We start from the raw sequence: 18,101 nt of genomic DNA, 5'->3' as shown, positions 1-18,101 counted from the left end.
GGTGTTCTCCCAGTCGACCACGGGCGGAAGCGGCCCCGCCATCCGGCGGCGCGTACCGGTCTGATAAATTGGTCTATACCACATAGTGGACCCGGTACGGCCCGGCAGCTATGACCCGGCAACGTGGATGGGCAGGGAGAGCGTGGAAGTCGTCATCGTCGAAGACGCCGCCGCCGGCGGCGAGGTCGTCGCACAGAGCATCGCCGCGCTGCTGCGCGCCGCGCCGTCCGCCCTGCTGGGCGTGGCCACGGGCTCGACGCCCGGGCCCGTCTACCGGGCGCTGACCGCGAAGGTGAAGGCGGGCGAGGTCGACGTGTCGTCGGCGCGGATAGCCCAGCTCGACGAGTACGTGGGCCTGCCCTCGGGGCATCCCGAGTCCTACCGCTCGGTCGTGCTGCGCGAGGTCGTCGAGCCGCTCGGGCTCGGCCAGGACTCCTTCATGGGGCCCGACGGCAGCGCCGCCGATGTCCGGGCCGCGTGCCTGGCCTACGACCGCGCCCTGTCCGCCGCGGGCGGTGTGGACCTGCAACTCCTCGGGATCGGCACCGACGGGCACATCGGCTTCAACGAGCCGTGCTCCTCGCTCGCGTCCCGTACGCGCATCAAGACGCTGACCGAGCAGACGCGGGTCGACAACGCGCGCTTCTTCGGCGGCGACATCGAGCAGGTGCCGCGCCACGTCATCACCCAGGGCATCGGGACGATCCTGGAGGCCAGGCACCTCGTGCTGCTCGCGACGGGCGAGAACAAGGCGGACGCGGTCGCGCTCGCCGTGGAGGGGCCCGTCGCCTCCGTGGTGCCCGCCTCCGCGCTGCAGCTGCACCCGCACGCCACGGTCGTGGTGGACGAGGCGGCCGCGTCCAAGCTGAAGCTGGCGGACTACTTCCGCGCCACGTACGCGGCCAAGCCCGCCTGGCAGGGCCTGTAAGAGCGGCCCCGCGGGAGAAACCCGCACACGACGGTGCCGGGCAGGCCCCACAAGGGCCGCCCGGCACCGTCGCGCTGTCCGTACGTTCGTGTGTGAACGTTCCTCAGAGGGCGCGCCCGGCGATCACCTCCGCCGCCGCCTGGCCGCACACGCGGGCGGCGCCGCACGTGGCGATGTAGACCGCGCCCCTGGGTTGCGACCGGTCGAGCCCCATCTCGACCACCGTCGTGGTGGGGCGCGCCGCTACCAGCTCGTCCAGCGCCCGCCCCATCCAGGGGTGGCGGTGCGCGTCCCGTACCGCCACGACGAGCGGGCGCGCACCGGCGGCCGCCAGCACGGCACCGGTGCTGTACGCGTCCTCGGTGTACGCGGAGTGCCCGGTGCCGGGCAGCAGCTCCGCCAGCTCGGGCCCGACGCCCCAGGGGGTCCGTGGGCCGACGGCGATGTTGGCCGCCGGGCTCAGGGACGCGACGTACACCCCGCCGGCGGCGGGCGGCGCCGGCGTGCCGGTCACCCGTACCGCGCGCCGCGCGGCCGCGAGGCCCACCGGGGTGCCGGGCGCGGTCCCCTCCTGTACGGCCGCGCCCGGCCCCGTGGTCCCCCTCGCCCCGAGCGTCCAGCCGGCCAGCGCGCGCACGCGCGCGGCGGCCTCGGCCAGCCGCTCCTCGGGCAGTTCGCCGCTCCGCACCGCCGCGACCAGCGCGTCGCGCAGCCGCAGCACGGTGCCCTCGTCCGACGGGCCGCCGCCCACGCAGATGGCGTCGGCGCCCGCCGCGACGGCGAGGACGGTGCCGTGCGCCATGCCGTAGGCGGAGTCGATGGCCTGCATGTCGATGCCGTCGGTGACGATCACCCCGTCGAACCCCAGCTCCTCGCGCAGCAGTCCGGTGAGGATCCGCGGGCTGAGGGTGCCGGGACGGTCGGGGTCGAGTGCGGGAAGCAGGATATGCGCACTCATGACGGATTTGGTACCCGCGGCGATGGCCGCCTTGAAGGGCACCAGGTCACGGGCGGCGAGTGTGTCGAGGCCCACGTCGATGCGGGGCATCGCGTGGTGCGAATCGACGGCCGTGTCCCCGTGTCCGGGGAAGTGCTTGGTGCAGGCGGCGACCCCGGCGCTCTGCAGCCCCTCGACGTAGGCGGCGGTGTGCCGTGCGACGAGCTTCGGGTCGGCGCCGAAGGCCCGCACCCCGATGACCGGGTTGTCGGGGTTCGCGTTGACGTCGGCGGACGGCGCCCAGTTGTGGTCGATGCCGCACGCGGCGAGGGTGCGGCCGAGTTCGGCGGCGACCGAGCGCGTCAGGTCGACGTCGTCGACGGAGCCCAGCGCGTAGTTGCCGGGGAACGACGAGCCCTCGCCGACCTCGACGCGGGTGACGTCGCCGCCCTCCTCGTCGACGGCCACCAGCAGGGACTCGCGCTCCGCGCGCAGCCGCCCGGTCAGGCGGGCGAGCTGCGCGCGCGAGACGACGTTGCGGCCGAAGATCGCGACGGACTCCAGACCCTCGCCGATGCGGCGCAGCACCCAGTCGGGCGGCTCGGCGCCGTCGAAGCCGGGCTGGAGGACGGCGAGCGCATCGCGCTCCAGGGTGGAGGCACCCTTGCCTGCGGGGGCGGTCATCCCTTCACCGCCCCGGACAGCAGGCCGCCGCCGGCTCGCCGCTGGAGGAAGAGGAAGACCACGACGACGGGCAGGGTGAAGAAGGACGCGGCGGCCATGGTGGCGCCCCAGTCGTCGCCGAAGTTGGTCTGGAACTGCGTCAGCCAGAGGGTCAGCGTCTGGCCGCTGTCCTTGTTGAGGATCAGCACGAGGGCGTACTCGTTCCAGGCGGTGATGTAGCCGAACAGCGAGGTCGCCATCAGGCCGGGCGCCAGCAGCGGAAGAACGACCTTGACGAACGACTGGAAGCGGGTGCAGCCGTCGACGAGGGCGGCCTCCTCCAGCTCCTTCGGCACCGCGGCGATGAACCCGCGCAGCGTCCAGATCGTGAACGGCAGGACCATCATCATGTAGAAGAGGGTCAGCGGCAGCAGGCTGTTGAGGGCGTTCGCGTCCCGGACGATCAGGTAGACGGAGATCGTGAGGACCTCCCAGGGCGCCATCTGCGCCATCATGATCATCAGGATGAACGCCTTGCGCCCCTTGAACCGCATGCGGGCGACGGCGAACGACGAGAGCGTCGCGACGATCAGCGAGAGCACCACCGCGCCGATGGTGACGAAGAAGCTGTTGCCGACGAACGTCCAGAAGCCGTCCGCGTGCACGGCCTTGACGAAGTGGGTGAACGTCCAGTGGGTCGGGAAGAGGACCGGCGTGGACGAGACGATGTCCAGGTCCGGCTTGAACGCCGTCGTCACCATCCAGTACACGGGGAAGATGAAGAAGATGAACAGGACGACGGCGATGATGTTGGGCCAGAGCCGGCCGGCCAGGGAGCGCCTCACAGCTCGTCCTCCTGCTTCAGGATGACACGGAAGTAATAGGACATCAGGGCCATCAGGATGACGATGGTGAGCATCGAGATGGCGGCGCCTGTGCCGAAGTGCTGGTTGCCGAAGCCCTCGACGTAGGCGTAGACGGGCAGCGTCTCGGTGAGCCCCTCGGGGCCGCCCGCGTTGAGCGCGTAGACCTGCGTGAACGCCTTGAAGACCCAGATGACCTCAAGGAACGTCGTCGACAGGAAGAACGGCTTGAGTATCGGGAAGACGACCTGCCAGAACGTGCGCCAGGCACTGGCGCCGTCCATTCTGGCCGCCTCGAAGATCTCCGCCGATACGGTCGTGAGGCCCGCGAAGAGGTTGAGCGCGACGAACGGGATCGATCCCCAGACCACCATCAGCGTGATCACGGCGAACGTGGACAGCTGGTGGCCGAGCCAGTTGTAGTTGTGCATCGCGTGCCAGCCGAGCCCGTTCAGGCCCCAGTTGACGACGCCGTTGCGGGTGTCGAACAGCCACTGGTAGACGGTCGTGCCGGCGACCTGCGGCATCGCCCAGGCGAACACGAGGCCGATCGACAGCAGCAGCCGCATCCTCTTGCCGAGCCGTTTGAGCAGCAGCCCGATGAGCGTGCCGGCCACCATGATGAGGACGACGTTGGCGGCGGTGAACGCGACCGAGCGTCCCGCCGTGTGCCAGAAGTCGGAACTCGTGAGCTGGTCGGCGTAGTTGCCGAAGCCGTTCCACTCGGTGGTGTGCTGGATCAGCTGGAACGGTTCGAGGGTCTGGAAGGAGATCAGCAGGTTGCGGACGAGCGGGTAGCCGAGCAGTGCCGCCGTGGCCACGAGCGTCGGCAGGAGCAGCAGGTACGGCAGGAACCGCGAGGCGCGCCCGGTGGTCGACGGGCGGGCGGGTCTGCGGGACTTCGCGCTGCCGGCGACGAGCGCGGCGCCGGCCTGGGGCGGGGTCGCCGCCGGATCGGGCCCCCTGGTCTTCGTCCCTCTGTACTGCGCGGCCATGCTTCTCGCTTCCTCGTAACCGTCCGCTGCGATCGGTGAGTCCGCGCGCCGTCCGCCCGCCGTACCCCGCGGGGAGGCGGGCGGCGCGGCGGGCGGACGGGCGACGGGTCGTGTCCTGGCGTGACACGCGTGTCACGCCAGGACACCCCTCGGGCTCCTACGGTCTGGTGCGCACCAGACCGTTACTTCTGGCTGAGCCGCTTGTCCATCTCGGTGTCGGCCTTCTTGGCCGCCGCCGACGGGGACTGACCCTGCAGCACGCCCGTCATGAAGAGGGTGGTGATCGGGTTGGGCGCGTTCTCGACGTTGCCCCACTCGGGGATCAGCGGCGTGGTACCGCCGTTGGCGGCCGCGGCCGCCGAGACGGTGCCGAACTCGTTGCCCGCGAGGTTGGAGTTGAGCGACGACTTGTTCGGGACGATGCCGCCCTCCTTCGCGAGCGCGCCCTCGAACTTGTCCGACATGGCCAGCTTGAGGAAGTTCATCGCGCCCTTGGGGTTCTTGGTCCCCTGCGAGATGGCCAGGTTGGAACCGCCGAGGAAGACCGCGGCGGTCTTGTCGGCCGTCTTGCCCGGCAGCGCGAAGAAGCCGACCTGGTCCTTCAGCTTCGGGTTCTTGGAGATCGCCCCCGCGGCCTCCCAGCCCAGGCCGATGAACGCGCCGACGTCGCCCTTGGCGAAGACGTCCGACTGCTGCGGCGTCGCCTCGTCCTTGTCCTTGGGCGCCGTGCCGTACGAGTTGAGCTTCTTGTACAGCTTGATGGCCTGCGCGGCCTGCGGCGTGTCCAGGTTGCCCTTGTAGCTGCCGCCGTCCTTCTTGACGAGGTCGGCGCCCGCGTCGAGCAGCATGCCGTCGAACGCGTACCAGTCGCGTCCGGGCAGGTAGAGCGCGTCCTTGGTGCCCTTGGCCTGGATCTTGCCGAGGTCCGCGAAGAGCTCGTCCTGCGTCTTGGGCGTCGACTTGATGCCGGCGTCAGCCCAGATCTTCTTGTTGTAGACGACGACGCGGCTGGCCGCATACCACGGCACCGCGATCTGCTTGCCGTCGTAGACCGAGGACTTGGCCATGGCCGGCAGCCAGTCGGCGCCGCCGAGCGTGGCCTTGTCCTTGCTGAGGTCCTTCAGGCCGCCGGTCGCGGCGTAGTACGGGGTCTGGGTGTTACCGACCTCGATGACGTCCGGCGGGGTCGACTCGGACAGCGCGGTGGTCAGCTTCTGCTGGATGCCGTCCCACTGCTGTACCGCGATCTTGACCTTCTTGCCGGGGTACTTCTTCTCGTACGCGGCCTTGATCTGCTTGGTCCAGTTGGGCGGGTTGGAGCCACTCATCAACCACACGGTGATGGTATTGCCCGCGTCCCCCCCGCTCGCCTTGCTGCCGCCGCTGCCGCCGGATCCGCCGCATGCGGCGACCCCGATCATCATCCCCGCGACACCGATCGCCCCTATGAGCTTCCGCTTCACGCCACCCTCCTCAGGGATTCCCGCATCCCCCGCCCACTGCGAAAACTGACGACGAGTACTGCTGGGGCCGGGATCTGGTCTTTAATGGTTTAGACCAGTACTCCGGAAGGTTGGCCTAGACCTTTAGGGGTGTCAAGGGTGTATAAGAAGGGCTGTCGTGTCCGTTATCGGACCGACACCTGGGGAGGGCGGGCCGAGTCCCGACCACGGGGCCGTGTCCCAGCACCGCGCCGTGCCACCATGTGAGCCGCGACAGACGGAGGAGCCGGTGACGGCAGGAGCACAGGAGCCGGGAAGGCAGGCCATGGCCGACAGGGGGACCGGCACGCGGGGGACGGACGGCGGCACCGCCACCGCCGCCACACGGACGGCCCGGGTACCAAAGTACTACCGCTTGAAGCGCCATCTGCTGGACATGACGCGAACTATGCCGCCCGGCACGCCCGTGCCGCCGGAGCGCGCGCTCGCCGCCGAGTTCGACACCTCGCGCACGACCGTGCGCCAGGCGCTTCAGGAGCTGGTCGTCGAGGGCAGGCTCGAACGCATCCAGGGCAAGGGCACGTTCGTCGCGAAGCCGAAGGTCTCGCAGGCCCTGCAGCTCACCTCGTACACCGAGGACATGCGGGCCCAGGGCCTGGAGCCGACGTCCCAGCTGCTCGACATCGGGTACGTCACGGCCGACGACAACCTCGCGGGGCTGCTGGAGATCACGGCCGGCGGCAGGGTGCTGCGCATCGAGCGGCTGCGCCTGGCCAGCGGCGAGCCGATGGCCATCGAGACGACGCACCTGTCCGCGAAGAGGTTCCCCGCGCTGCGCAGGTCCCTGGTCAAGTACACCTCGCTGTACACGGCGCTGGCCGAGGTCTACGGCGTGCACCTGGAGGAGGCCGAGGAGACCATCGAGACCTCCCTCGCCACCCCGCGCGAGGCCGGACTGCTCGGCACGGACGTCGGTCTGCCGATGCTGATGCTGTCGCGCCACTCCGTCGACGCGGCAGGCGAGGCGGTGGAGTGGGTGCGCTCCGTCTACCGCGGCGACCGCTACAAGTTCGTGGCCAGGCTGCAGCGGCCGGGCGACTGACGCGGCGGGCGTCCACGGGCGGGCGGCCCGGGCGCCACGCGCCCTCGCCGTGAAAACGATCGCCGAACCGCGCCCGGGCGGGCCACTCCCGTGCCGTCCCGCGATCCCCCTGCGCCGGGCCGCCGGCTGGACCGTGTCCGTACCGATACCCGGACAAGGGATGACGTGGCGCTTATCCCGCGCTTAGATTGCCTGCGCATAGCACGTGATCAAGCGGAGGTGACGGAACCCATGCCCGATGTTCCCGAGGGGCCCGAGAGCCCGGGTGGCGGGAAACCGCCGGTCGTCACCCCGCTGCGCGTGGTCGTCGGCGTCTGCCTGGCGATACCGTTCGTCGCGATGTTGTGGGTCGGCTCGTACGCGAAGGTCGACCCGACGTTCATCGGGATCCCGTTCTTCTACTGGTACCAGCTGATGTGGGTGCTGATCACCACGGTGCTGACCGTGGTGGCCTACAAGCTCTGGCAGCACGACCAGCGCTCGCGCGCCGCGGCGCGTGCCGGGCGTGAGGGGGGTGGCACGCGATGAACACCGGTGTCAACGGCGTCGCGCTCGGCGTCTTCATCTTCTTCTTCCTCGCCGTGACCGTGATGGGCTTCCTCGCGGCGCGCTGGCGCAAGGCGGCCAACGAGGACAGCCTCGACGAGTGGGGGCTCGGCGGGCGGTCCTTCGGCACGTGGGTGACATGGTTCCTGCTCGGCGGCGACCTGTACACGGCGTACACGTTCGTGGCCGTACCCGCGGCGATCTACGCGGCGGGCGCCGCCGGCTTCTTCGCCGTCCCCTACACGATCCTCGTCTACCCGCTGATCTTCACGTTCCTGCCGCGCCTGTGGTCGGTCTCGCACCGGCACGGCTACGTCACGCCGTCCGACTTCGTGCGCGGCCGGTTCGGTTCGAGGGGTCTGTCGCTCGCGGTCGCCGTCACCGGCATCCTCGCGACGATGCCGTACATCGCGCTCCAGCTCGTCGGCATCCAGGCCGTGCTCGACGTGATGGGCATCGGCGGCGGCGACGACACCAACTGGTTCGTCAAGGACCTGCCGCTGTTCATCGCCTTCGTCGTGCTCGCCGCGTACACGTACGTGTCCGGGCTGCGCGCGCCGGCGCTGATCGCCTTCGTCAAGGACGGCCTGATCTACATCGTCATCATCGTGGCGGTCATCTACATCCCGCTCAGGCTCGGCGGCTTCGACGACATCTTCTCGAAGGCCGCGCATGCGTTCTCGCAGGTCAACACGGCGACGCACAAGCCGAAGGGCGCGCTCGTACCAGGGTCGACCGGGCAGTGGGGGTACGCGACGCTGGCGCTCGGCTCCGCGCTCGCGCTGTTCATGTACCCGCACTCGATCACGGCGACGCTCTCCAGCCGCAGCCGTGAGGTGATCCGCCGCAACACGACGATCCTGCCGCTGTACTCGCTGATGCTCGGCCTGCTGGCGATCCTCGGCTTCATGGCCATCGCGGCAGGAGTGAAGGTGTCGAACGGCCAGCTCGCCATCCCGCAGCTGTTCGAGAACATGTTCCCGAGCTGGTTCGCGGGCGTGGCGTTCGCGGCGATCGGCATCGGCGCGCTGGTGCCGGCGGCGATCATGTCGATCGCGGCCGCCAACCTGTTCACGCGCAACATCTACAAGGAGTTCTTCAAGCCCGACGCGACGCCCAAGCAGGAGAGCCAGGTCGCCAAGCTGGTGTCGCTGTTGGTGAAGGTCGGCGCCCTGATCTTCGTGCTCGGCATGGACAAGACCGTGGCGATCAACTTCCAGCTGCTCGGCGGCATCTGGATCCTCCAGACGATGCCGGCGATCGTCAGCGGCCTGTTCACCCGCTGGTTCCACCGCTGGGCGCTGCTGGTCGGCTGGGCCGCGGGCATGGTCTACGGCACGCTGGCCGCGTACGGCGTCGCGAGCCCGACGCAGAAGCACTTCGGCGGCTCGTCGGCCGAGATCCCCGGCATCGGCCAGATCGGCTACATCGGCATGACGGCGTTCGTGCTGAACGTACTGGTCGCGGTGGTCCTGACGTTCGTCTTCCGGGCCTTCAAGGCGCCGGAGGGCGTGGACGAGACGACGGCGTCCGACTACACGGCGGACGCGGGCGACAAGGACGTCGAGGTGGAGCTCCCGCCGGCGCCGGTCAACTGACACGCCAGGACACGCGGCACACCGCGGGCCGCCGGTCCCTCTCCCGAGAGGGGCCGGCGGCCCATTGTCATACCCGTCGCGCACACTGTGGGGATGGACTTCACCATCAGGCCGGCGGAGCCGGACGAGTACGCGCGCATAGGCGAGTTGACGACGGCGGCCTACGTCGGGGACGGGCTGCTGGCGGCGGACGATCCGTATGTGGAGCGGCTGCGCGACGTGGGCCCGCGGGCGCGGCAGGCGCGGGTGCTGGCCGCCGTGGACGGCGAGGGCGCGCTGCTCGGCACGGTGGCGTACGTGGGCGAGGGCGGGCTCTTCGCGGAGGTGGCACGCGCCGGGGAGGCGGAGTTCCGCATGCTGGCCGTCGAGCCGGACGCGCGCGGGCGCGGGGTCGGCGAGGCACTCGTCCGCGCGTGCCTGGCGCGGGCGCGCGAGCAGGGCCACGGGGGCGTCGCGCTCTCCACGCAGCAGACCATGGCCGCGGCGCACCGCCTGTACGAGCGCCTCGGCTTCCGCAGGGACGCGTCGCGCGACTGGTCGCCGGTGCCGGGCGTGGACCTGCTGGTCTACGCGCTGACGTTCTGAGACCCGGCCGGCCCGAGCCGGGTCTCGGCGAGATCCAGCCACCGGTCGACGTCGCCGGGCGCGAAGTGCCGGATGGCCCAGTCCGCCATACGCAGGCTCATGTGCGCCCAGAGGGGGCGCAGGACGTCCGGCTCGATCTCGTCGAGCAGGGCGTCGAGCCGCTCGACGACGCCGGGCTCGGTGTCGTGCTCTTCGAGGCCGAACCGCAGGGTGACGAGGTCGAGGCGGCGGTCCCCGCGCCCCGCACCGTCCCAGTCGATGACGCCGGTGGGTGGGCCGCCGGGCGCGGCGAGCATGTTGCCCGGGTGGAAGTCGAAGTGCACGGCGTCCCATTGGGATTCGGGGCCGGGCGCGACGGCACGGATCCGACGCTCCAGCGCTGTGCCCCGCGGCCCGTGGCGCCGCAGAGGCCCGTGCAGGCAGAAGCCGGGCCCGTCGCCTCGGAGGTGGAGAAGAACGGGTGGGATGTCAGCGCGGCCCGCGAGGCGTCCCGCCATGGCCTCGCTCCAGGCCAGGGCCCGATCGAGGGCGGCATGGCCGAACATCCCCACGGGGCCACCGGGCAGCAGCTCCTGCACCAGCACGACGTCGGGCCCGACCTGGGCGCTCAGCTCCACGGCGGGGCAGGGGGACCCGCCGGACCGCAGCGTCTCGCTCACGGCGAGCGGCCCGGCGCGCATCGCGTCGAGCGCGGTGCCGGGACGCCACGACAGCACGGACCTGCGGCCGTCCTCCCACCGCACGTACGCGGCCCCGACCTGCCCGCCCCTGCAGGGGCCCTCCACGACGAGCCGCACGCCGGTGGCGCTCAGCAGTCCTTCGACGGCGAGTGCCGCGTCGAGGCCCGCACGCGCGGCACGGCGTCCGGGGACGTCAGCGCACCCACTCCTTCAGCGGCTCGGTGTCGAGCGTGATGCCGACGGGGTCGGGCAGCGTCACGTCCTTGCCGAACGGCACGATCCGCACGGACTCGTAGCGGGTGCCGTCCGGCTCGCTGTGGACGAGCACCTCGTGGGTGTCCCGGTCGACGAGGAGGTACACCGGGATGCCGGTCTCGGCGTAGGCACGCGGCTTCTCGACGCGGTCGCGGGCGTCAGTGTCCCGGTCGTACGACGTGACCTCCACGGCCATCAGGACGTCGCCGGGCCCCGCCCATTCCCCCTGGCCCACGAAGGCGTCCATGGGGGCCAGGCACCCGTCGGGGCGGACGCGACCCTTGCGGTACTCCTGAACCTTGAGGCCTTGGTCCGGATGGAGCCAGAGATCCGGTTCGTGCTGCATGCAGATGCGCGTGAGCCACTGGATGATGCGTCCGTGATCGCCGTCCGGCGCGACCTTGCTCCGTACTTGTCCGTCAATGAGTTCCAGCCGGATGTCCCGCGTCGCGCGGGCCAGCTGCGCAGTGGCCGTGTCGAAGGTGTCGGTGAAAGTGCGTGGCTCGCTGTGGATGGCCGTCATTCGGACCACCTCCTCGTCCTCAGAACGATATCCCAGCGGACCGACAGCCGAGACGAAAAACGCCGCCAGACACAACATCTAGTGGCAGTTGCGCGAACCTCCCCCAGATGTATGCTCATGCCGCTGCCGCCGCAGGGGAATCCGGTGTGAGTCCGGAACTGTCCCGCAACGGTGTCGCGGCGCGCTCCGGCGCGCCCGCACAGTCCGAGTACCTGACGGCAGCCGGCCCCGGCGGCGTGCCGGGGTTGCCAGGACGTCCGGGTCCCGTGGATCGGGCCGGTGGACGCGGCGCCGTGCCCTGCCCGGGCGCGGGCCCTCGTCGCCGTGCCCGCTCGCGCGGACCCGCCGAGCGAGGGAGAGCCGCCGGCGTGACCATCGCACCCGCGGAAGCGGAAGACGTAGCCGAATACCCAGCGACCGAGCCCGCCGCCGAGTTGTCGCGAACCCTCGCGGCCCTCACCGCCGACCTGCCCGACGCCGACCCCCGGCGGGTGGCCGCGGCCGCCCTGCGCGGGGCGAGTGCCCGCGCCGACGCGGACGAGCTGCGCGGCCTCGCGGCGGAGGCCGCGGCCGGCCTGATCTCCGAGGACCCGGCGTACGGGCGCCTCGCGGCGCGGCTGCTGGCCCGCGCCATCGCGGAGGAGGCCGCCGGGCAGGGCGCCGTCTCCTTCTCCGCGTCCATCGAGGCCGGCCACCGCGAGGGCCTGATCTGCGACCGCACTGCCGCGTTCGTCGCCGCGCACCGCGCAGCGCTCGACGCGCTCGTCGATCCCGCGGCCGACGACGGCTTCGAGTACTTCGGCCTGCGCACCGTCCACACCCGCTACGTGCTGCGCCACCCGACGACCCGTCAGGTGATCGAGACGCCGCAGCACTTCCTGCTGCGGGTGGCCTCAGGGCTCGCCAAGGACACCTCCGACGCGTCGTTCGACGAGGTCGCGGCCCTCTACCGGCTGATGTCCCGGCGCGAGTACCTGCCGTCCTCTCCCACGCTCTTCAACTCCGGCACCCGCCACCCGCAGATGTCGTCCTGCTACCTGCTCGACTCCCCCGCCGACGAACTCGACTCGATCTACGAGCGCTACCACCAGGTCGCCCGGCTCTCGAAGCACTCGGGCGGCATCGGGCTGCCGTTCTCGCGTGTACGCGCCCGTGGCTCGCTGATCCGCGGCACGAACGGCCTGTCGAACGGCATCGTGCCGTTCCTGCGGACGCTGGACGCCTCCGTCGCCGCCGTCAACCAGGGCGGCCGCCGCAAGGGCGCCGCGGCCGTCTACCTGGAGACCTGGCACGCGGACATCGAGGAGTTCCTGGAACTGCGCGACAGCACGGGCGAGGACGCGCGGCGCACCCACAACCTCAACCTGGCGCACTGGATCCCCGACGAGTTCATGCGCCGGGTCGCCGCCGACGAGGACTGGTCGCTGTTCTCGCCCTCCGACGTGCCGGACCTCGTGGACCTGTGGGGCGACGCCTTCGACACCGCGTACCGGGCGGCCGAGCGTGCCGGACTGGCGCGGTCGTCGCTGCCCGCGCGGGAGCTGTACGGGCGGATGATGCGCACCCTCGCGCAGACCGGCAACGGCTGGATGACGTTCAAGGACACCGCGAACCGGACGGCCAACCAGACGGCGGAGCCCGGCCGCGTGATCCACTCCTCGAACCTGTGCACCGAGATCCTGGAGGTCACGGACGACTCCGAGACCGCCGTGTGCAACCTCGGGTCTGTCAACCTGGCCGCGTTCGTCGAGGGAGCGCCGTCCGGGTACGCCGGCGTGAACGCCTACGCAGGCGTGGACGCCGCGCTCGACTGGGAGCGCCTCGACGCCGCCGTCCGCGTCGCCGTGCGCTTCCTCGACCGGGTCGTGGACCGCAACTTCTACCCGACGCAGGAGGCCGGGCGGTCCAACTCCCGATGGCGGCCCGTCGCCCTCGGCGTGATGGGCCTGCAAGACGTGCTCTTCGCGCTGCGGCTGCCGTTCGACTCGGCGGCCGCGCGCGAGCTGTCGACCCGGATCTCCGAGCGGATCATGCTCACCGCGTACGAGACGTCCTGCGACCTCGCCGCGCAGGACGGGCCGCTGCCGGCCTGGCGCGAGACGCGCGCCGCGCGGGGCGTGCTGCACCCAGACCATTACGACACCGCGCACCACTGGCCCGACCGGTGGGCGGCGCTGCGCGCCAGGGTCGCCGTGACCGGCATGCGCAACGCGCTGCTCCTCGCGATCGCGCCGACCGCGACCATCGCGTCCATCGCGGGCGCGTACGAGTGCGTCGAGCCCCAGGTCTCGAACCTCTTCAAGCGCGAGACGCTGTCCGGCGAGTTCCTCCAGGTCAACCCGTATCTGGTGGCCGACCTCAAACGGCTCGGGCTGTGGGACGAGCGGACCAGGGAGGCGCTGCGGGACGCGGGCGGCTCGGTCGCCGCGCTCGAACACGTCCCCGCCGAGCTGCGCACCCTGTACCGCACGGCGTGGGAGCTGCCGCAGCGCGCGCTGATCGACCTGGCTGCCGCCCGCACCCCCTATCTCGACCAGTCCCAGTCGCTGAACCTGTTCCTGGAGACGCCGACCATCGGCAAGCTCAGCTCGATGTACGCGTACGCCTGGCGGCAGGGGCTCAAGACCACGTACTACCTGCGCTCGCGCCCCGCCACGCGGATCGCACGCGCCGCCGCGCACCCGACCGACCACACCCTGTCCCTACCACGGCAGCAGGACGCCGTCGCCTGCTCCCTGGAGAACCCCGACTCATGCGAGGCATGCCAGTGAACTCCCCCGCCGACACCGCGATCCCCACCTCCACCACCACGTCCGCCGGCCGCCTGCTCGACCCCGGGTTCGAGCTGACCCTGCGGCCGATGCGCTACCCCGGCTTCTACGACCGCTACCGCGACGCGATCAGGAACACCTGGACCGTGGAGGAGGTGGACCTGCACTCCGACGTCGCCGACCTGGCGAAGCTCTCGCCCGCCGAGCAGCACATGATCGGCCGCCTCGTCGCGTTCTTCGCGACCGGCGACTCGATCGTCGCGAACAACCTCGTGCTGACGCTCTACAAGCACATCAACTCGCCCGAGGCGCGGCTCTACCTGTCACGGCAGCTGTTCGAGGAGGCCGTGCACGTCCAGTTCTACCTGACGCTGCTGGACACCTACCTGCCCGATCCGGGCGACCGTGCCGCCGCGTTCGCGGCCGTCGAGAACATCCCGTCCATCCGGGAGAAGGCCGCGTTCTGCTTCCGCTGGATGGACTCCGTGGAGCAGCTCGACCGGCTGGAGACGGCGGCCGACAGGCGCCGCTTCCTGCTCAACCTGATCTGCTTCGCCGCCTGCATCGAGGGGCTGTTCTTCTACGGCGCGTTCGCCTACGTCTACTGGTTCCGCTCGCGCGGGCTGCTGCACGGCCTGGCGACCGGCACCAACTGGGTCTTCCGTGACGAGACGATGCACATGGGCTTCGCCTTCGACGTCGTCGACACCGTCCGCGAGGAGGAGCCCGAACTGTTCGACGGAGCCCTTGAGGGGCAGGTCACGGAGATGATCAAGGAGGCGGTGGAGGCCGAGCTGCTGTTCGCCCAGGACCTGTGCGGGGACGGGCTGCCCGGCATGAACACGGCCTCCATGCGCGAGTACCTGCAGTGCGTGGCGGACGAGCGCCTGCGCCGCCTGGGCTTCGCCCCGGTGTACGGCTCGCGCAACCCGTTCTCGTACCTGGAGCTCCAGGGCGTCCAGGAGCTGACGAACTTCTTCGAGCGGCGCCCCTCCGCCTACCAGGTGGCGGTGGAGGGGACGGTCGGCTTCGACGAGGAGTTCTGACGGCTCAGGCGGCTGAGGCGGCTCAGGCGTTGGGGACCGTCTCGTAGCGCGGGGTGCCCTCGGCCATCTGCTTCAGCGCGTCCTTGCGGTCGCGCTTGGAGAGCCGGTCGACGTAGAGGTAGCCGTACAGGTGGTCCGTCTCGTGCTGGAGGCAGCGCGCGAAGTAGCCGGTGCCGCGGAGCTTGATGTCGTTGCCGTGGGCGTCCTGGCCGCGCACCTCGGCGTAGTCGGGGCGTGCGAGCGGCGCGTAGGCCGTCGGCACGGAGAGGCAGCCCTCGTTGGAGTCGTCGAGGTGGCGCAGTTCGGGCGGCAGCTCGACGAGGACGGGGTTGCAGACCGCGCCGACGTGGCGCGCGCCCTCGTCGTCCTGGCAGTCGTAGACGAAGACCTTCAGGTCGACGCCGATCTGGTTGGCGGCGAGGCCGACGCCCTCGGCGGTGCGCTGGCTCGCGAACATGTCGTCGATCAGGCTCGCGAGCGCGCCGTCGAACTCGGTGACCGTGCGGCACTCCTTGTGGAGGACGGGGTTGCCGACGACGGTGATGGGGCGGGACGTGCCGCGCTCGCGGTGTGCCGTCTCCCGCGCCTCGGCGTCCGCCGTGTCCACGACGAACCCGTCCTGGTCCGTCGCGAGGACACCCTCGCCGATCCGCTGGTCCGTCTCCTGCTGCGCCATGTCCGCAGTCGCCTTCCTGGGTACCGTTGCCGCTTGCCTCCACCGCGCCGGCCGGCTGAGCGGCGCGCGATGTGCGCGTACAGCCTACGGGCACACAAAGGTGGCGTGGGCACGCTGAGAGACCACAGAGGGGTCAGCACACCTCTTCGAGGTCGCGCCACTCGCGGCTGTCCGGGTTGTCCGCGACCCAGCCGTCCAGCAGGCCGCGCACCAGGCCCTGCGGCGCCGCGATGCCGCACTCGCGCTCCGGCGTCCACAGCTCGCCCGACGTACGGTGGCCGAGCGGGCCCGGGTGGCCGGGCTCGCTGTGGTCGTGCGGGTCCAGGTGCTCGCCCTCGCCCTCGGCGCTCGGCATCCGGCTCTCGGAGCAGGTGCGGCACAGCAGCCGCACCGACGACGACCAGTCCTCGGCGGCGAACCCGGCGTCGGAGGCGAGCTGTTCGAGCGCGTTCCTGTCCTCCTCGGTGGCGGCTTCGAGCAGCACCACCCACGTCGGCACGGGCGACGGCGCCCACAGCTCGATCTCGTCGAACACGGGGTACACGTGGGGCGCGCCGTGTGCCGCGCCCTCCGTGGTGCGTTCGCCGTTGGGCACCCCGTCGTGCAGGACGACCTCGCCCCAGCGCCGCCCCGACGACGGCAGCGGGATGGACAGCACCTCGATGCGTGCCGGGTCGAGCCTGCGGCCCCAGACGACCTCGGCCTCGCCCTCGGGCGAGAGCCTGACGGCCGCGCTGCCGAGGTCCATGCCCTCCGGCTCCTCGGCGGCCTCCGCGGTGTGCGGGCTGCCGGGCACGCGCAGCCCGTAGGCCTGCCAGGCGCGGCGCGCGAGCGGCCAGTCCTGCAAGGCGGTGGCGGCGATGCCGACGTTCCACCAGTCGGGAGCGCCGGTCTCCTTGTCCAGGAGGGCCACGGCCCGCAGCCCCGCGGCGCGGGCCTGCTCCCAGTCGTGCCGGAACTTGTGCAGCAGCGCCAGGTTGAACCAGGACTCCGACAGCCACGGCTCCATGTCGGCGGCACGGGTCAGCAGTGCTCCCGCGTCGTCGTAGCGGCCGTCACCGATCAGCGTGAACGCGCGGTCGGTGGCCTGCCGCCACGAGGCGGAGGGCCGATGCCGTACCTTCCCGAAGATCCTCACGTCCTCACGATTCCCGCCTGCCGGTCACTCGGGGCAGCGCCCCAGGACACCTCTTCCTGGCATCCAACCATGCCGGATGCGTGCTCTCTACTCACGGGCTACCCAGCGGGGGCCGGGGTCAGACCGCCGCGCGCGAGGACGCGTGCGAGGGATTCCACCACGTCGGGGTGGTAGTCACGGGCCGTGCCCAGCCTCAGCCGTTCCAGGGCACCCAGTGGCCCGCCCGCGCACCCGTTGTCACCTGCGAGGTCGTCGTACGCGTTGACGGCGCGGACGATCCGCGCGGGCAGCGGCTGGTCACGGTACGGATCCGCCTGCCGCTCGACGACAACGGCCACCGCCGCGGGCACGCCGGTCTGCCGGGCGACGGCGCCGCCGAGCAGCGCGATGCGGCGCTGCTGCGCCTCGGGCAGCGCGGCGGTCGATCCCTCCGGGACGGGGTCGACGAGCGACAGCTGGCCGATGTCGTGCATGAGGGCCGCGTATTCGAGGACGGTCAGCTCGCGCCCGGACAGGCCGAGGTCGCGGCCGACGGCGCGGCTGAGCTCCGCGACCCTGCGTGCGTGGCCGTGGCGCGTGTAGCCGGCTATCTCGGTGGCGCGCGCGAGCGAGGCGATGGTCTGCCGGTAGGTGGTGCGTACGGCAGCGTAGCGGCGGAAGGAGAGCTGGGTGAGCAGCAGCGGCACGCAGAACACCGGCAGTGCCCAGAGCCCGGCGACGGCGACGCCGAGCGCTATGACGACGCCCGTGGCGCAGACGGCGGAGCCGATGCCGGGCAGGGCGCGCAGTTCCTCACGCAGCAGTGGCCCGAACGGGTCGGTGGAACGCGAGCGCCGCAGGACGGCGCAGAGCACCGCGTCGCACAGCGCGGTGAGCACGAGCAGCAGCAGGAGCAGCGCCACGTAGTACGAGCCGCCGACCGCGTGCCAGGGCTGGAAGCAGGCGGCGGCGAACGCGACCGTGAGCACCCGCCGCGCCAGGTGGTCGGGCGAGGGACCGTGCGGGGCACCGCCGGCGAGCGCGGCGGCGAACGTCACCGCGACGGTCTGGAGGACCCCGTGCCCGGTGTCGCGCCCCGCGCTCTCGCCGAGCAGCGCGTAGGCGAGCGCCCCGGCGGCGCCGAGCGGCGCGGGTTCGCGCTCGCGTGGCCCGGCGCCCCAGCGGGCCAGCTCGCCCACGGCGATGAAGATCCCGAAGGCGAGCGCGTTGCGCGGGTCGGTGACGCCGCGCCACAGCGTCCCGGCGAGCCCGGCCAGCACGAGCGCCCCGGCGGCGATCCGCACCGGCGACGACGACGGCGGGCGCACGCGCGCGGCGGCGTGCCCGCGCACAGCTCGCCCGTGCACAGCCGCG

Annotated in this window: 16 protein-coding genes and 1 riboswitch; of the genes, 7 read left to right on the top strand and 9 right to left on the bottom strand. The window is 71.4% G+C overall.

The features are described 5' to 3' along the window. Positions 1–142: 142 nt before the first annotated feature. Positions 143–928, top strand: coding sequence for a glucosamine-6-phosphate deaminase (gene nagB, locus IH48_RS0104620; RefSeq protein ID WP_030899454.1), 786 nt, complete (start codon positions 143–145; stop codon positions 926–928). A gap of 103 nt (positions 929–1,031) precedes the next feature. Here nagB and IH48_RS0104615 read toward each other — a convergent pair whose 3' ends face one another. The 4 genes from IH48_RS0104615 to IH48_RS0104600 all read right to left on the bottom strand — a co-directional run bounded on the left by IH48_RS0104615 (position 1,032) and on the right by IH48_RS0104600 (position 5,849). Further along, on the bottom strand, positions 1,032–2,549 hold the full coding sequence (locus IH48_RS0104615) for a glycoside hydrolase family 3 protein (RefSeq protein ID WP_030899452.1): 1,518 nt from the start codon (positions 2,547–2,549) through the stop codon (positions 1,032–1,034). Next, positions 2,546–3,373 carry a carbohydrate ABC transporter permease gene (locus IH48_RS0104610; RefSeq protein ID WP_030899447.1) on the bottom strand — a complete coding sequence of 276 codons (828 nt, stop codon included), beginning with the start codon at positions 3,371–3,373 and terminating at the stop codon, positions 2,546–2,548. The genes IH48_RS0104615 and IH48_RS0104610 overlap by 4 nt, the downstream gene beginning before the upstream one ends. Next, the gene (locus IH48_RS0104605; RefSeq protein WP_078849484.1) at positions 3,370–4,386 is read right to left on the bottom strand and encodes a carbohydrate ABC transporter permease; all 1,017 of its coding nucleotides are present in this window, start codon (positions 4,384–4,386) and stop codon (positions 3,370–3,372) included. The genes IH48_RS0104610 and IH48_RS0104605 overlap by 4 nt, the downstream gene beginning before the upstream one ends. 182 nt (positions 4,387–4,568) lie before the next feature. Continuing rightward, a complete protein-coding gene (locus IH48_RS0104600) occupies positions 4,569–5,849 on the bottom strand; it encodes an extracellular solute-binding protein (RefSeq protein WP_030899443.1) in 1,281 nt (426 codons plus the stop codon). Between the two features lie 304 nt (positions 5,850–6,153). Here IH48_RS0104600 and IH48_RS0104595 point away from each other — a divergent pair, with 304 nt between their 5' ends. The 4 genes from IH48_RS0104595 (at position 6,154) to IH48_RS0104580 (ending at position 9,659) form a co-directional block, all read left to right on the top strand. Further along, on the top strand, positions 6,154–6,930 hold the full coding sequence (locus IH48_RS0104595; RefSeq protein ID WP_030899438.1) for a GntR family transcriptional regulator: 777 nt from the start codon (positions 6,154–6,156) through the stop codon (positions 6,928–6,930). Positions 6,931–7,161: 231 nt separating this feature from the next. Next, positions 7,162–7,458: a DUF3311 domain-containing protein gene (locus tag IH48_RS0104590; protein ID WP_030899436.1), complete on the top strand. Its 297-nt coding sequence runs from the start codon at positions 7,162–7,164 to the stop codon at positions 7,456–7,458. Further along, complete coding sequence (gene mctP, locus IH48_RS0104585; protein ID WP_030899434.1) at positions 7,455–9,074, top strand: monocarboxylate uptake permease MctP; 1,620 nt, start codon at positions 7,455–7,457, stop codon at positions 9,072–9,074. The genes IH48_RS0104590 and mctP overlap by 4 nt, the downstream gene beginning before the upstream one ends. Before the next feature lie 93 nt (positions 9,075–9,167). Next, positions 9,168–9,659: a GNAT family N-acetyltransferase gene (locus tag IH48_RS0104580; protein ID WP_030899432.1), complete on the top strand. Its 492-nt coding sequence runs from the start codon at positions 9,168–9,170 to the stop codon at positions 9,657–9,659. Here the strand turns inward: IH48_RS0104580 and IH48_RS0104575 are convergent. Together IH48_RS0104575 and IH48_RS0104570 are read right to left on the bottom strand one after the other, a co-directional pair. After that, the gene (locus IH48_RS0104575) at positions 9,641–10,456 is read right to left on the bottom strand and encodes an aminoglycoside phosphotransferase family protein (protein WP_234434134.1); all 816 of its coding nucleotides are present in this window, start codon (positions 10,454–10,456) and stop codon (positions 9,641–9,643) included. The genes IH48_RS0104580 and IH48_RS0104575 overlap by 19 nt on opposite strands. Before the next feature lie 76 nt (positions 10,457–10,532). Then, positions 10,533–11,117: a Uma2 family endonuclease gene (locus IH48_RS0104570; RefSeq protein WP_030899429.1), complete on the bottom strand. Its 585-nt coding sequence runs from the start codon at positions 11,115–11,117 to the stop codon at positions 10,533–10,535. Between the two features lie 135 nt (positions 11,118–11,252). Next, positions 11,253–11,330: riboswitch (cobalamin riboswitch) on the top strand. Positions 11,331–11,485: 155 nt separating this feature from the next. Between IH48_RS0104570 and IH48_RS0104565 the strand changes: the two genes are divergently transcribed. After that, positions 11,486–13,888: a ribonucleoside-diphosphate reductase subunit alpha gene (locus IH48_RS0104565; protein ID WP_030899426.1), complete on the top strand. Its 2,403-nt coding sequence runs from the start codon at positions 11,486–11,488 to the stop codon at positions 13,886–13,888. Continuing rightward, positions 13,879–14,934 (top strand): ribonucleotide-diphosphate reductase subunit beta, encoded by a 1,056-nt coding sequence (locus IH48_RS0104560; RefSeq protein ID WP_078849482.1) that lies wholly within the window; start codon positions 13,879–13,881, stop codon positions 14,932–14,934. Before IH48_RS0104565 ends, IH48_RS0104560 begins: the two co-directional genes overlap by 10 nt. A gap of 22 nt (positions 14,935–14,956) precedes the next feature. Here IH48_RS0104560 and def read toward each other — a convergent pair whose 3' ends face one another. The 3 genes from def to IH48_RS0104545 form a co-directional block, all read right to left on the bottom strand. Continuing rightward, positions 14,957–15,610 carry a peptide deformylase gene (gene def / locus IH48_RS0104555; RefSeq protein WP_030899422.1) on the bottom strand — a complete coding sequence of 218 codons (654 nt, stop codon included), beginning with the start codon at positions 15,608–15,610 and terminating at the stop codon, positions 14,957–14,959. A gap of 133 nt (positions 15,611–15,743) precedes the next feature. Continuing rightward, complete coding sequence (locus IH48_RS0104550) at positions 15,744–16,748, bottom strand: tetratricopeptide repeat protein (protein WP_030899420.1); 1,005 nt, start codon at positions 16,746–16,748, stop codon at positions 15,744–15,746. 98 nt (positions 16,749–16,846) lie between these two features. Beyond that, positions 16,847–18,079, bottom strand: coding sequence for an HD-GYP domain-containing protein (locus tag IH48_RS0104545; protein ID WP_420705444.1), 1,233 nt, complete (start codon positions 18,077–18,079; stop codon positions 16,847–16,849). Positions 18,080–18,101 lie beyond the last annotated feature (22 nt).

This window comes from Streptomyces sp. NRRL F-5126, from assembly GCF_000721265.1.
Lineage (GTDB): Bacteria > Actinomycetota > Actinomycetes > Streptomycetales > Streptomycetaceae > Streptomyces.
Note: the sequence above shows the minus strand (reverse complement) of the source record. Positions and strands in the feature narration are given on the sequence as shown.